The 14,088-nt window shown below is 58.8% G+C and carries 16 protein-coding genes; 11 read left to right on the top strand and 5 right to left on the bottom strand.

Annotation, left to right across the window (positions count from 1 at the left end; genetic code table 11):
* Nucleotides 1-3: 3 nt before the first annotated feature.
* The 11 genes from ASD32_RS01010 (at nucleotide 4) to ASD32_RS00960 (ending at nucleotide 9,610) form a co-directional block, all read left to right on the top strand.
* The gene (locus ASD32_RS01010; RefSeq protein ID WP_060636039.1) at nucleotides 4-471 is read left to right on the top strand and encodes a chemotaxis protein CheW; all 468 of its coding nucleotides are present in this window, start codon (nucleotides 4-6) and stop codon (nucleotides 469-471) included.
* Nucleotides 468-1,376 carry a protein-glutamate O-methyltransferase CheR gene (cheR, locus tag ASD32_RS01005; RefSeq protein WP_060636038.1) on the top strand — a complete coding sequence of 303 codons (909 nt, stop codon included), beginning with the start codon at nucleotides 468-470 and terminating at the stop codon, nucleotides 1,374-1,376. The genes ASD32_RS01010 and cheR overlap by 4 nt, the downstream gene beginning before the upstream one ends.
* On the top strand, nucleotides 1,373-2,428 hold the full coding sequence (gene cheB, locus ASD32_RS01000; protein ID WP_082546578.1) for a protein-glutamate O-methylesterase CheB: 1,056 nt from the start codon (nucleotides 1,373-1,375) through the stop codon (nucleotides 2,426-2,428). The genes cheR and cheB overlap by 4 nt, the downstream gene beginning before the upstream one ends.
* The gene (locus ASD32_RS00995) at nucleotides 2,429-2,818 is read left to right on the top strand and encodes a response regulator (protein ID WP_037105534.1); all 390 of its coding nucleotides are present in this window, start codon (nucleotides 2,429-2,431) and stop codon (nucleotides 2,816-2,818) included.
* Nucleotides 2,815-3,369 carry a chemoreceptor glutamine deamidase CheD gene (cheD, locus tag ASD32_RS00990; protein ID WP_060636037.1) on the top strand — a complete coding sequence of 185 codons (555 nt, stop codon included), beginning with the start codon at nucleotides 2,815-2,817 and terminating at the stop codon, nucleotides 3,367-3,369. Before ASD32_RS00995 ends, cheD begins: the two co-directional genes overlap by 4 nt.
* Before the next feature lie 130 nt (nucleotides 3,370-3,499).
* Nucleotides 3,500-3,868 (top strand): hypothetical protein, encoded by a 369-nt coding sequence (locus tag ASD32_RS00985; RefSeq protein ID WP_244490058.1) that lies wholly within the window; start codon nucleotides 3,500-3,502, stop codon nucleotides 3,866-3,868.
* A 378-nt stretch (nucleotides 3,869-4,246) separates the two neighbouring features.
* Nucleotides 4,247-4,567: a PepSY domain-containing protein gene (locus tag ASD32_RS00980; protein ID WP_060636036.1), complete on the top strand. Its 321-nt coding sequence runs from the start codon at nucleotides 4,247-4,249 to the stop codon at nucleotides 4,565-4,567.
* Between the two features lie 46 nt (nucleotides 4,568-4,613).
* A complete protein-coding gene (locus ASD32_RS00975) occupies nucleotides 4,614-5,219 on the top strand; it encodes a general stress protein (protein ID WP_060636035.1) in 606 nt (201 codons plus the stop codon).
* 290 nt (nucleotides 5,220-5,509) lie between these two features.
* The gene (gene fliF, locus ASD32_RS00970) at nucleotides 5,510-7,198 is read left to right on the top strand and encodes a flagellar basal-body MS-ring/collar protein FliF (RefSeq protein ID WP_060636034.1); all 1,689 of its coding nucleotides are present in this window, start codon (nucleotides 5,510-5,512) and stop codon (nucleotides 7,196-7,198) included.
* 965 nt (nucleotides 7,199-8,163) lie between these two features.
* A complete protein-coding gene (locus ASD32_RS00965; RefSeq protein ID WP_156382991.1) occupies nucleotides 8,164-8,853 on the top strand; it encodes a helix-turn-helix transcriptional regulator in 690 nt (229 codons plus the stop codon).
* A gap of 10 nt (nucleotides 8,854-8,863) precedes the next feature.
* A complete protein-coding gene (locus ASD32_RS00960) occupies nucleotides 8,864-9,610 on the top strand; it encodes a helix-turn-helix transcriptional regulator (RefSeq protein WP_060636032.1) in 747 nt (248 codons plus the stop codon).
* A 48-nt stretch (nucleotides 9,611-9,658) separates the two neighbouring features.
* Here the strand turns inward: ASD32_RS00960 and ASD32_RS00955 are convergent, their stop codons facing one another.
* From ASD32_RS00955 to ASD32_RS00935, 5 genes are all read right to left on the bottom strand, one after another.
* Nucleotides 9,659-10,099: a hypothetical protein gene (locus tag ASD32_RS00955; protein ID WP_060636031.1), complete on the bottom strand. Its 441-nt coding sequence runs from the start codon at nucleotides 10,097-10,099 to the stop codon at nucleotides 9,659-9,661.
* 5 nt (nucleotides 10,100-10,104) lie between these two features.
* The gene (gene flhB / locus ASD32_RS00950; RefSeq protein WP_060636030.1) at nucleotides 10,105-11,181 is read right to left on the bottom strand and encodes a flagellar biosynthesis protein FlhB; all 1,077 of its coding nucleotides are present in this window, start codon (nucleotides 11,179-11,181) and stop codon (nucleotides 10,105-10,107) included.
* A 215-nt stretch (nucleotides 11,182-11,396) separates the two neighbouring features.
* A complete protein-coding gene (fliG, locus tag ASD32_RS00945) occupies nucleotides 11,397-12,428 on the bottom strand; it encodes a flagellar motor switch protein FliG (protein WP_060636029.1) in 1,032 nt (343 codons plus the stop codon).
* 28 nt (nucleotides 12,429-12,456) lie between these two features.
* Nucleotides 12,457-13,077: a flagellar motor switch protein FliN gene (gene fliN, locus ASD32_RS00940; RefSeq protein ID WP_060636028.1), complete on the bottom strand. Its 621-nt coding sequence runs from the start codon at nucleotides 13,075-13,077 to the stop codon at nucleotides 12,457-12,459.
* Between the two features lie 60 nt (nucleotides 13,078-13,137).
* Nucleotides 13,138-14,085 (bottom strand): FliM/FliN family flagellar motor switch protein, encoded by a 948-nt coding sequence (locus ASD32_RS00935; RefSeq protein WP_060636244.1) that lies wholly within the window; start codon nucleotides 14,083-14,085, stop codon nucleotides 13,138-13,140.
* Nucleotides 14,086-14,088 lie beyond the last annotated feature (3 nt).

The following is a 14,088-nucleotide window of genomic DNA, read 5'->3' as shown; positions in this document are numbered from 1 at the left end:
ACTATGACGTATCTGGCCACAAATCTTTCCAATGGCAGGCGCGAGCTGATCGCGTTCCGTATCGGAAACCAGGAATTCTGCGTCAACGTCATGTCCGTGCGGGAAATCCGCGGCTGGACGCCGGCGACGCCGATGCCGCATGCGCCACAATATGTTTTAGGCGTCATCAACCTGCGCGGCGCGGTGCTGCCGATCATCGATCTGTCAGCGCGCCTCGGCATGAAGCCGGCCGAGCCAACGGTGCGCCATGTCATTATCGTGACGCAGGTCAAGAACAGGGTCGTCGGCCTCCTCGTCGAGGCGGTCTCCGACATCCTGACGATCAAGGACGAGGATATCCAGCCGACGCCGGATATGACGTCCGAATTCGAGCGGACATTTGCCCGCGGCATCCTGGCGATCGAAGGGCGGATGATCTGCCTGATCGAACTGGAAGCCGTGTTTCCTCATACCGAAAGTGAAGCTGCATGAGCATGCCAGCCGCCTTTGACAGCAAGCTGCCTCCGGACGAGTGCCTGGCAAGCGGAGAATATCCGCTGACCCGCCGCGACCTCGTGGAGATCGCTGCCATGATTTATGCAGATGCCGGCATCTATCTCAACGAATCCAAGGCTTCGCTCGTCTACTCCAGGCTTTCCAAGCATATCCGCAACATCGGCCTGAAGGGCTTTCGCGAATATTGCCAGCTGGTCTCCTCGCCGGCCGGTGCCGCCGAACGCCGCGATATGCTCTCGCATCTGACGACGAATTTCACCCGCTTCTTCCGCGAGAACCATCATTTCGAACACCTGAAAACCGACGTCCTGCCGGAACTTATCGCGCGCGCCAAAAATGGCGGCCGGGTGCGCATCTGGTCTGCGGCCTGCTCGGACGGTCAGGAGCCCTATTCGATCGCGCTCACGGTCCTGTCGATGCTGCCGAATGCGGCCGATTACGATTTCCGCATCCTTGCCACCGATATCGACCCGAAGATCCTGGCGCTGGCAAGGGCCGGCTCCTATGACGCGACTGCGCTTGAAACCGTCAGCCCGGCGATGCGCAAGCAATGGTTCATCGAATCCGCCGTCAACGGCCGCCAGAAATGGCAGGTCGACGACCGGGTGAAGCGGCTCATCACTTTCAATGAACTCAACCTGATGGCGCAGTGGCCGTTCAAGGGCCAGTTCGACGTGATCTTCTGCCGCAACGTCGTCATCTATTTCGACGAGCCGACCCAGATGAAGATCTGGTCGCGCTTTGCCGGCATGCTCAACCCCAAGGGCCATCTCTATATCGGCCATTCCGAACGCGTCTCGGGCGATGCCAAAACGGTCTTCGACAATATCGGCATCACCACCTATCGCTATACCGGCAAGCCACAGGGAGGCCGCTCGTGAGTGTTGCGCGCGTTCTTGTCGTTGACGATTCAGCCACGATGCGCGGGCTGATCACGGCCATTTTGAGCAGCGACCCCGAAGTCAAGGTTATCGGCCAGGCGGCCGACGCCATGCAGGCGCGCCAGGCGATCAAGGATCTCGATCCCGACGTCATCACGCTCGATATCGAGATGCCCAACATGAACGGGCTGGATTTCCTCGAAAAGATCATGCGCCTGCGCCCCATGCCGGTGATCATGGTTTCGACGCTGACGCACAAGGGCGCGGAAGCCTCGCTGGCGGCGCTGGAAATCGGTGCTTTCGATTGCGTCGGCAAGCCGCTGCCCGGAGATCCCCATCCGTTCCGCGATCTCGCCGAAAAGGTGAAGGCGGCCGCCCGCTCGCAGCGCAAGTTCATTATCTCCAGCAACAAGGTCGCGGCCCCCAGCGCTGCCAATGCCAATACGGCTTCCGATTACCGGGCAGGCCGCAAGATCATCGCGATCGGATCGTCCACCGGCGGCGTCGAGGCCCTGATCGCTGTCTTGCAGAAATTCCCGGCCAATTGCCCGCCGACGGTGATCACGCAGCATATGCCGCACACTTTCACCAAGAGCTTTGCCGAGCGCCTCAACCGCATCTGCGCGCCAACGGTCGCGGAAGCAACGGATGGGGCGCGGCTGGAGATCGGCAAGATCTATCTGGCGCCAGGGGGCGAGCGCCATCTGCAGGTGGTGAACCCGGCGTCGCCCAGCTGCCGCCTGCTCGACCGCGAACCGGTCAACGGCCATCGCCCGTCCGTCGATGTGCTGTTTGATTCCGTGGCCGAACTTGCCGGCCGCAATGCCGTCGGTGTGATCCTCACCGGGATGGGCCGCGATGGCGCATCCGGTCTCTTGAAAATGCGCCACGCAGGTGCCCGCACATTCGGTCAGAATGAAAAGACCTGCGTCGTCTATGGAATGCCGAGGGTTGCCTACGAACTGGGTGCCGTCGAAACACAACTCCCCCTCGGCTCAATCGGGGAAGAAGTCCTGAAAAGCACTGCCGCCCGAAGAGAAGGAAGCGAATAAATGTCCCTAGCGGAAAAAATCAAAGTTCTGATCGTCGATGATCAGGTCACCAGCCGCCTCTTGCTGGGCGATGCCCTGCAACAGCTTGGTTTCAAGCAGATTACCGTTGCCGGTGATGGCGAGCAGGGGGCCAAGATCATGGCGGCGCAGCCGCATCACCTGGTGATTTCCGATTTCAACATGCCCAAGATGGATGGCCTTGGCCTGCTTGCTGCCGTGCGCAACAATCCGGCCACCAAGAAAGCCGCCTTCATCATGCTGACGGCCCAGGGCGACCGTGCATTGGTGACCAAGGCTGCGGCGCTCGGAGCCAACAACGTGCTCGCCAAGCCTTTCACCATCGAAAAGATGAAAGCTGCAATCGAAGCCGTATTTGGGGCATTGAAATGATCAACGAGGCTGCGACCAGGCGTGTGCATGTCATCCAGGGCGAATGGAAGGTGGTCAGCGATCCCGATGTGGTGCTTTCAACCATCCTCGGTTCCTGCGTGGCTGCCTGCATGCGCGATCCGGTCGCGGGCGTCGGTGGCATGAACCATTTCCTCCTGCCGGGTTCGGCGGATGCGATTTCGTCTGGCGGCGATGCGACGCGCTATGGCGTGCATCTGATGGAATTGTTGATCAACGGGCTCCTGAAGAAGGGGGCCCGCCGCGATCGGCTGGAGGCGAAAATCTTTGGCGGTGCCAAGACGATCGCGCGTTTTTCCAATGTCGGCGAGCAGAATGCGCTGTTTGCCCGCCAGTTCCTGATGGACGAGGGCATCCAGGTGGTTGGCGAAAGCACCGGCGGCGATCATGGGCGCAAGCTCGAATATTGGCCGCTGAGCGGCCGTGCCCGGCAATATGCGCTGACGGGCGTGGAAGCGCAGAAGGCCGTGGCTCAGGAACAGCGTCCAAGACCGGTGCCGAAGCCGGTGGATAATGCGATCGAGTTTTTCTAGCGCCTCAGCCGCCTTCCGGAAGAGACCGGAATGGGCTTTGGCGAGGTGTTGAGCGGTGCTGTCCGGTGGGCCCGGACGGAGTTTGTTGCCAGCGTGAGGGCGTGTAATGCTGACTGAAATGAAGAGCCATATGCCTCACGTCGATGAGGCGCTTCCGGATGTGATGATGCGCATCGTCTCGGAACTCTATGATGTGGCTTACCTCATCGAGCGGATCGAACCGATGCTCAGCGATATCCATGGCGAGGCCGTGCTGGAATCGCCGGACCGGATCAAGGTCCTGCAGGGCATCGACCTGGCCGTCCAGAAGACACGCGGCCTGGCGGAGTTTATCGACACGGTCACGGCGGCCATCCCGCAATCCTGGCTGGTCGATGTGACGACGGCGCTCAATCTGGTCAAGCTTGCCGATATGCAGAAATCGCTCGGCAACGGCATGCTCCGTCATGGCCACTCCCAGCCGCTGACCGAAGCCGCCGGAGATTTCGAGGCTTTTTAGAGAGAGAATAATTTCTCTGCTGCATGTGACCGCCGCCTCGACAGACGTCGTGAGCGGCGGTTTTGTTTTTTAGCCGGTCTCAACTCCGGCCGTTTTTGCGCCACCGGCACTCTGTGCTCGCTACGCTCCAAACCCCCGATCTTCCAAGCCTTACAGCGGCGTCCATCGTAGCGCCTGGCCCGGCATTTCAGGCAATCGCGGCCGGTTTCCGAGGTCCCGGACGGGCGTAGAATTCGTCAGGAAGATTTGCGCCGCAGATCACTAATGTAGCGGAATCATTAGAGTTTTTTCTGCCAAATTGTCAAAAGACGAGGGAACTTAATGGTCCTTGGATGGTTGTCTGGCCGAGGATCACTTCAGCATCCCAAGGAGAACCAAATGAACAAGTTTATCATCGCATCGGCGATCGTCGCTCTGTCTGCATCGTCTGTTTTCGCTCAGACAGCAACACCGCCAGCCAATCCCGATGGCGATACGCCGGCAGTTGCAACGCCTTCCGAGCAGAACACGACGGCACCGGTTGAAGGCGCCAACAGCTTTACCGAAGGCCAGGCCAAGGACCGTATCGTTGAAGGCGGTTATGCAGACGTTACCGAGCTGAAGCTTGATGACAAGGGCGTCTGGCAGGCGAAGGCCACCAAGGACGGCAAGCCAGTGATGGTCTCCCTGGATTACCAGGGCAATATCGTCGCCAAGTAAGCGCCGCAACCCATAAAAACCACATATAAACACACGGAGAAACACCATGACAAAGACCGTAACCGGACTGTTCGATGATTATTCCGATGCCACTGCCGCTGTTGATCAGCTGAAGGCTGCCGGCATTTCCGATAGCGATATCAGCATTGTTTCCAACAACGCCGATGGCCGCCACAAGGGTGACAATGATGTCGCCGAAGACGCAGGCACAGGCGCCGGCATTGGTGCCGCCGTCGGTGGTGTCGGTGGCCTCTTGACCGGCCTTGGCATCATGGCGATCCCGGGCGTTGGCCCCGTCGTCGCCGCAGGCTGGCTTGCTGCAACGGCAGCTGGCGCAGTTGCCGGTGCCGTGGTCGGTGGTGCCGCTGGCGGCATCATCGGTGCGCTGACGGATTCCGGCGTCGATGAGCGCGATGCGCATGTCTATGCAGAAGGTGTGCGCCGTGGCGGCACGCTGGTGACGGCCAAGGTGGACGAATCGCGCGCTGCAGAAGCGGAAGCGATCCTGAAGCGCTCGAACTGGGTGGATGTTCCCGCGCGCCGCACTGCCTATGAAGGTCAGGGCTGGACGAGCTTCGATGACACGTCCAAGCCCTATTCCCAGGCTGAAATCGATGCGGACCGCGCCCGTTATACGGACCGCACTCTCTAATTCGCTGATAAATACCGGAATATCCAACGGGGCCGTCGAAAGATGGCCCCGTTTTTTGCGTGGTCCGTAAAGCCGGAAACAGGGCCAGCAGGTCAAGGGAGGACAGCTTCAAGACAAGTTCGCGCAAGTTTCGTTTTCTAGTGTGCCAATCGGGACTGGTCGATTTGCGCGTGATGTGACGAAGCGCATGTGTCAAATCCGTCAGAAACCCGAATGTTTGGATCTGCTCATGTTCACTCCCCAGGCGATGTTGTCTGAACGGAACATGCGCCACTGGGTGCGGAAACAGAATGAATCTGTTGGATCAACTTTCATCGGTCACGAAGAACCTGGCCGGTCTGGGGCAAGGCAAGATTATCGCGCTGATCTCAGCCGGTGTCGTTGCGGTTGCGATCGTTCTCGCTGCCGGGCTCTACGTCAACAAGCCCTCCTTTGAAACGCTCTATGTCGGCCTTGAAAGCAACGACCTCAATCAGGTCAGTGTTGCTCTTGCCGAAGCCAACATCAACTTTGAAACCGGCACCGACGGCGCAAGCATCCAGGTTCCCGTTGGAATGACCGGCAAGGCAAGGCTCTATCTCGCCGAGCGCGGCCTGCCCAACAGTGCCAATGCCGGCTACGAACTGTTCGACAATGTCGGTTCGCTCGGCCTCACCTCCTTCATGCAGGAAGTCACCCGCGTCCGTGCTCTTGAAGGCGAGATCGCCCGCACCATCCAGCAGATTTCCGGAATTTCCGCTGCCCGCGTCCACATCGTCATGGCCGATCGCGGCAGCTTCAGAAAAGCCGAGCAGAACCCAACGGCATCGGTGATGATCCGCGCCAGCGCCAATATCGGCCGCAATGCCGCAGCCTCGATCCGCCATCTGGTGGCGTCGTCCGTTCCGGGGCTTGGCATCGACGACGTGACGATCCTCGATTCCACCGGCCAGCTCCTGGCCTCCGGCGACGACCCCGCCAACAGCGCCATGAACCAGTCGCTCGGCATCATCCAGAACGTCCAGAAGGAAGTCGAAAACAATATCGACAAGGCCCTGACACCTTTCCTCGGCATCGACAATTTCCGCTCCAGCGTCACCGCCAAGCTGAACACCGATACCCAGCAGATCCAGGAAACAGTCTTCGATCCGGAATCGCGCGTCGAGCGCTCGACCCGCGTGACCAAGGAAGAGCAGAAATCCAGCCAGCAGCAGGCCGATAATGCGGCCACGGTCCAGCAGAATGTGCCGCAGGCAGCGCCAACAGGCGGGGCTGCAGGCCCTCAGTCAAACGACCAGACCGAAAAGAAGGAAGAGCAGACCAACTACGAGATCAACTCGAAGACCGTCGCCACCGTCAAGAACAGCTATACGCTCGAAAAACTCTCGGTCGCCGTCGTGGTCAATCGCGGCCGCATCGCCGCCATGATCGGCGAAGGCGCCGACCAGCCAAAGATCGACGCCTATATCCAGGAAATGCAAAAGATCGTCGCCTCGGCCGTTGGGCTTGATCCTGCACGCGGCGACATGATCACGCTGACGGCCATGGATTTCGTCAACACGCAGCTCCTCGATGAAGCGGTCGCTGGCCCCGGCATCATGGAAACGCTCACGCGCAATCTCGGCGGCATCATCAATGCGCTCGCTTTCATCGTGGTTGCCTTCCTGGTGGTGTGGATGGGCATGCGTCCTCTGGCCCGGTCGCTCGGCCTCGGCGGCCCGGGTGTGGCGCTCAATGACAATGAACCGGTCGGCCTTGAACTGCCCGACTTCTCGCCTGCCGCAAATGGCGGTGCTGGCGGCGCCTTGATGGAAGGCTTCGGTTCCGACTTCGGCTTCGACAGCACCGACGACCTGCTCAGCCTCGGCGACGACAGCGAGGGCGGCTTCAACCGGCGCGTCAAGGAAGGCCCTGAACGCAGGCTCGCCCGCATGGTCGAAATCAGCGAAGAGCGCGCTGCCAAGATCCTGCGCAAATGGGTCGCCGACAAAGCAGCCTGAGAATGCATCCCAGCCACGACAGCAAAACCCGCCCACCCGGCGGGTTTTTCCGTTGAGACGATCGGCGGCCAAACGTATTTCGTCGGTTCACCGAGAAAATTTTATCGGGACGGGGAACAAACGGGTGTCTTTCGCCTCTCTGCACACCCTCGGCAGCCCGCAAGAGCATTCCTTCCCAAAAAGCTAGAGGCAGCGTCTTTTGCTGTATTGCCATCCCGCGTGTGCAAGGTTGCAAGAATCGGGTGCGGCTCCGGCGATGTAACCCGGCGCTTCGCGATTCGTTATATTTAACAAACCGTTAATTTTTCTCTGGGGAAAAGCGCGCTTGTCTGGCGTTTTGCGTGCACCTGCTCAGGTATTGATTCCCTGCGTTAGTAGTAATTCAGTTTGATTAAAATATTATAAGGCATTTATTTTCGGCATTGCTTTAGTTTATGTTTTGTTCTCAAATTTAAACGGTGCATTTCGTTGGTGTATTTTCGCAACAGCGCCTGAAACAAATAACAAAAGGAAAAACTTGACAAAAGGCACCGATTCAATCGGCGGTGATTTGTTTGGCTATTTTAGCACATTATTGAACACCTTATGCTGTTTGTTTCCGGAGAAAAGGTCCTTTCCCGCTCCATAAAATCAAAGAAAAATAAGCAATAACAATAATATAATTGAACAGAATTTTCTGTATGGTCACAAGTATCCCGTTTTTCGCCTGTTTGCGAACGAATCGATTCACGGAAACTCGAAAAAGTAAATCCCGATAAGGGGGCAGTAGTTTTTTGTAGGGGGCGATGTACATTTTATGTAGTGATTCGCGTACTGATTCGCGTGTGTTGAAGAATGCGGACGCTTCGACACGGTTGCCGGCGGCGGTGAAAGCGCTTGATGAGCACGGACGAATCCATCACGGGGGTAATGTCATGGATGCTCTACAGAAAGACGTTACGGCTTGGTCATTGCCAGGATCGGTTATGCGCGGCGCCGGGCGGGCTCCTTCCAAGGAGCAGCTCATTCGCAGGCTGGGCGAATTTGCCGAGCGCGGCAATCTGAGCAAGGGGCTTGCGGCCCTGACGGATTATGTCGGAGCCACCCACTATCTGCTGGCGCGTTATGATCTCTCCCAGGATGAAGGTCTGGATTTCGTCGTATGTTCGGACTGGCCGTTCGATGTCGTCAAGCGGCTCGGCAAGGTGATGTCGCAGCTCCACTCCAAGACCAACGAGATGGAGAAGTGCCTGTCGGTGATGCAGCCGGTGTTCATGAGCCTGCCCGACGATATCGACATCAGCCGTGGCATCAGCCGCGAATATTGCGCCATCACCTTCAATGTCGGGCGTGCCCGGCTGTCCTTGATGCTGCTCTTCCCGCAGGATGTGATCCTGTCGCAGGAAAGCCTGCGGGATGTCGGCCTGCTCACCGGTTATTTTGCCAGCTTCACCACCGAACGCGGCGCGCGCACCGATCGTGATTTCGAGCTGACGGAACGCGAGCTCGAATGCCTGTTCTGGATCGCCGAAGGCAAGACCAGCGACGAAATCGCCGTCATCCTCGGGATCTCGCGCAACACGATCAACAATTACATCACCAGCGTGATGCGCAAGACGGCGACGAAGACACGCTCCGAAGCCATTGCCTACGCCGTTCGCAACAATCTCGTCTAGGAGGCCGGTCATGACCTATTTCCTCCCGCATCCGCGCCCAGGCGACGATCCAAAGACCGGCAGGCTGCAGGCGCGGGCGTCAAAGGCAGCAACGCTCGTGGCGCGGTTGCAGACGATGCAAAAGCAGGTCAACGCCAAGAATTTCGCCGTGCTGCGGCTGAACGGAAACGGCCTTCCGGCAACCCGCAAGCTCAGCTGCGTCCTCGACAATTGGGGTGCGGGCAGCGAGGCTGCGGCCCATGAGCTGGTGTCGGCCTATGGTGGCGAGATGCTGGCGCATCTCGATGCGTCCCTGCTTCCGCTTCTGTGGAACGGCACCGGCGAGCACCAGGCGGCGGAAACGCCGGATTTTGCCCGCTTCACCCAGCGACTTTCCGCCCGCATCCTGCCCTATTCCGGCATGGCCCTGCCGGTCCGGCTCGGTGCCCAGGGCAATGGCTACGTTGTCTTCATGGGCAGCTATATCGATGTGGCGAGCGAGGTGATCATCGATCTGCATGGGCGCAGCTGCCAGGTCATGACCGATCTTCTGGCCGCCGACGAACGGCGCATGCTGCCGTCGGAATCCTTGAGCGACCGCGAGATCGGCTGCCTGCAGATGGCCGGCGACGGCTACATCAGCGAGGAAATCGCCGAGAAGATGGGGCTGTCGGTTCATACGGTCAACGCCTATCTCGGGGCCGCGACAACCAAGCTGGATTCGGTCAACAGAATCCAGGCGATCGCCAAGGCCATTCGTCTCGGTTATATCAGCTGATTGGGAGTGTTGGGCCGTCATGGCCCGGATCGGCAAATGGCCGCAGGATTAACCTGCAAGGCTTGCCGGGTAGGATTTGACAAATTTCGCTGCGTTGAGGCTTTCCGCCAGGAACGCCGTATTCTCGTCGGGATCGCTGGACGGGCTTTGAAACGCGATATGGTTGATCTCAAGGCCAGCTGAGTCCTTGCCGAGTGCCAGCTGCGCATAGACGGTAACGCCATCAGGCTTCAATTCGAGATCGAGCGTGATTTCCGGCTCCGTCCCCCAGTCCAGGGAATAGTTGCCACCGATGCCGAAATTCACCGTACCGGGAAGAAAATAGAGTTCTGCGGCCGACGATACCAGGTCCGCGAGGCTCCCATGCGATTCAAAGCGCAGCATTGCGATAAAGTCGGCGGCATCGATCAGCCGCAATTCCGTCGCAACAGGGCGGATCGCATCAGCTACTATTTTTTCGCGTTGGTCCGAATATTCGCATTTTTTCATTGGGATCACGTCATCCGTTTCGGCTGCGTTGCATAGATCCGGTGAATGAGTTCGGCGACTGCCTTGTAAAACACCGGTGGAATCACACTATCCACCGAGACTTGCGCAAACATTGAGCGTGCAAGCGGCGGGTCTTCGAAAACGGGAATGCCGTTTTGCTCCGCCATCTCGCGAATCTTCAGCGCGACAAGGTCCTGCCCCTTGGCAACGACCACCGGCGCATCGCCTTCTTCGCGCACATAACGCAGCGCAACGGCATAGTGCGTCGGGTTCGCAATCACGAGCGTGGCGCGCGGAACCGCAGTAATCATGCGCCTGCGGGCCCTGTCACGGGCAATGGAACGCAATCTTGCGCGAATGATCGGGTCGCCCTGGGACTGTTTGAGTTCTTCCTTGACCTCCTGCTTCGTCATCATCAGCTCGGTATACCAATGGTGCCGCGTCCAGAAAAAATCGGCGATGGCAATGACGGCCGTCGCGATCAGGATGACGATCATGATCTGGTTGAAGTCCTTCGACATCGTCGCAAAGATCGTCAAAGGGTCTGAAAACATCGAATCAAGCGTGGCGTAATAATCGTTCCAGAGCACCAGCACGATGATCAGCGACACGACGGCCACCTTGGCAAAGGCCTTGGCGAACTCGACGATGCCCTGGATGCCGTAGATGCGCTTGAACCCGCCGACCGGCGAAATCCGGTTCATTTTCGGCGCGACCCGGTCCAGCACCGGGCTTGGCAGGTTCTGCAGGATGGACGATCCGATCCCGAAGACGATCAGCAGCACGAAAAACGGAATGAGCAGCGTGCCGGCCTTCCAGAAGAGGTGCGATATCAGCGCGACCACATCGGTCGATGTGTTGATGCGCCAGGCCTCCGGTTGTTCGAAAATATCCTTCAGCGATTCAGCAACCGTGGCAAAGCCAGTCGGCAGGAAGAAAACCACAAAAATATAGATGGCGACGACCGAGGCGAACATGGTGACCTCGCGCGAAAAGGGCGTGTTGCCCTTCTCCATGGCGTCGGTCATTTTCTTCTCGGTCGGCGATTCGGTTTTGCTGTCTTTGTCCTGATCGTCCGACATCGGATGAAGGCCTCTTGCATCTGGCGGCAGCAATGATTGCTGTCAGACCTGTTGTGAGCCGGGGCAGGAGGGCATGCAAGGAAGATATGCGCGGGAACACAACGCTTCACAGAAACTAGGGCGTTGAAGCAGAGCCCATGCCAAAAAGCCCCTCAACCGGGATGGATTGAAGGGCTTCACATAGACTTTGGCGGTGAAGAGAGGAGAGTGCGCCGTCAGGCGGCTACGGCTTCTTTTTCTTTCAGTTCGATCTGGCCGCTTGCGGCAAGCCGGATGGCTTCCTGGGTGATCGAGCGGCGGGCAATGGCAATATCGCGCGGATTGATGCCGACATCGCCGGCAGCAAGATCCGATTCGATCATGCGGCGCTGACGCGCGCCGATCGAGGCAAGAACCGATTCGCGCAGTTCCATGCCGGACCCGCGCAGCGCCATGGTGATGATGTCGCCCGAGACGTCGTTGAACAGCTGAACGCGGCTGCGCTGCGGCATGTAGAGAACGTCGTCGAACAGGAAGATCTTCGGGCGGACCTTCTTGACCGATTCGGTGCTGATCGATTCCAGCGAGGCAAGCAGCGTCTCGACCTGGGTCTTTTCCAGTTCGTTCATGACCTCGGCGATCTTGATCGAGCCGACCGAGTTCTTCTCCGCATCCATCTCGCGCATCATCTCGACCACGCGGGCCTCGATGATCTGCGCGGCCTTGGGGCTGACGCTTTTCATGTTGACGGCGCGGTTGATGATGTCGGCGCGGTTGCTTTCCGGTAACTGCAGCAGGACCTTGGCGCCAAAGGTCGATGGCATCATCGACAGCACATAGGCGATCGTCTGCGCATGTTCCTTGCCCAGGCTCTGGGCGACGAAAATCGGGTCGGAATCCTGCAGCCGGTCCCAGATATTGGCCTCATAGGCGGCAAAGGCGGTGCGGCGGCCAAGCAGGCCGTCAACCTCGTCCGGCGTCAGGCCCTCTTCGAGAATGCCTTCGATAGCCTTGGCATTGTCCATCAGGCCGGCACCTTCGGTGAACAGGTCCTCGAACTCGTTCACCAGGATTTCCAGCTCGTGCGGGGGAATGGAGCGGAGCGACTGAGCCGAGGCGATAATGCCCTGCAATTCGCTCTGCGTGAAGAATTTCAACAACTTGCCGGCAATCGGCTTGCCCATCGCAAGGAGAACCGCAGCCGCCTTGTCCATTTGGGTGAGGGGCCTTGTGGGCGCCGAAGCCTCGAAATTGTCGAAATCCATCATGGATTGATCCTTATGACCCTAACCGGGTTCAAACTTTACTGGTACCCTTGATTTCGATGAGTTTCACACCGAAACGCGTTTCATCTTCGTCGAGAACGGTGATTTCGCCACGGCCGATCACCCGGCCGTTGACGACGATCTCCACCGGCTCGCCGATCCGGCGGTCGAGCGCGATCGTTGCACCTTCCGTCAAGTTCATCAGGCCGGAGACCTGCATGCGGCTGGTGCCGAGAACGATCTGGACATCGATCGGGATATCCATGATCAGATCGAGATTGGCCGTCATGCCGCTGCCGGGTTCACCGGCGGGCTGGTCCTCGAACGCGTCGCCGCCGAATGCTTTTGCCCCGAACGAACCGGCGTCGAAGGCAGGTGCCGCAGACGCCTGGTCAAGGTCGGCAAAGCTACTGGCGCTAAAGTCGCCGCCGAAGCTGCTCAGATCGTTTTCGGCTGAAAAGGAGCTGCCGAAATCCGAAATCTCCCCGGCTGCCGAGGTTGCCGCAAAATCCATGCCGAAATCGGTTGCTGGCACTGTCCCCGTGGCATCGCTTTGCAGGACGCCACGCAGATCGTCGATGGCCTGATCAAGCTCGGCATCGCCGCCGCTCAAGATCGCCTGGTCTTCTATTGGTGCTTTCTTCGGTGCCATGTGCAAACTATTCCAGTTGAAACTTGCCCCAACCATGTTGCCGGGTAAGGCAGGGACTTTTTAACTCATCAGGTGGTGGAGAATGTCGCTCTCCGAACCGTGCGTATCCTTGACCCGCACGGTGTATTTTGCGCCGGACCGCCCGAATTCGCAGATATAGAGGTCGCGGCCGTTGGCGTTGATCTCGACGCGCACATCCTTGGTATCGAGAAACGGAATGACATCGCCGGGCTGAAGGCGGCTGATGCTGTCCAGCGTCAGGCTCTGCAGCTTGATGCGCGCTTCAAGGCTGACCGTCGAGCGGCGGACCTGCTGCTCAAGCTGTTCGCCCCAGGCCCCCTTGGCCTTGCGGCCCTGGCCCATGCCCTTCGGAAACACGACGGCGGTCTTCAAAAGCGTCTGCTGCGGCACGATGATCGAGAAGGTCGAGAGCACCGGGCCCAGACCCATCGTCACATTGATGCAGGCGGCGTAGACATCGGCCACATCCGGGTCCGGCGCCGGGCGCTGGCTGGCATTGTAGGGACGCCCGACGACAGGCTCGAAACTGCCGGCCACGCTCACTGCGGATTTCAACACATCGGCGATCTTTTCGAAGATCATCGTGGCCACGTCGAGCTCGATATTCGACAGCGACCGCGGCTTCGGCTCCTCGATGGCATTGGACGGCGCACCCAAAAGGATTTCCATCAGCGTGATGATGACAGGGCTGTCGCAGCTGATGACGAAATCGGGGCACCAGTTGCGCAGCGACGTATCGCACAGCGCAACACCATTGCCGAGATTGGCGATCAATTCGCTCTTCAGGCCGGTATCGAAGCCGGCATAGCCGATGTCGATATCCAGCCCGGTCTCGTTCTGGAAGATGTCGGGCAGGAATTCGGCAAACACATGGCCAAGATCGCTGCACAGCTTGCCGATCGTCTTGTTGTCGCCAAGCGCTCCGGTCATGCGAGCGAGAAGCTTGCGGTCGAACGTGTAGACGTTGTTGTTGGTCGGTGAGGTCATCGG

Source organism: Rhizobium sp. Root483D2 (assembly GCF_001426685.1).
In the GTDB taxonomy this organism is placed as follows: domain Bacteria; phylum Pseudomonadota; class Alphaproteobacteria; order Rhizobiales; family Rhizobiaceae; genus Pararhizobium; species Pararhizobium qamdonense.
The sequence above is the reverse complement of the archived record's forward strand: the minus strand, read 5'-3'. Positions and strand labels throughout refer to the sequence as shown.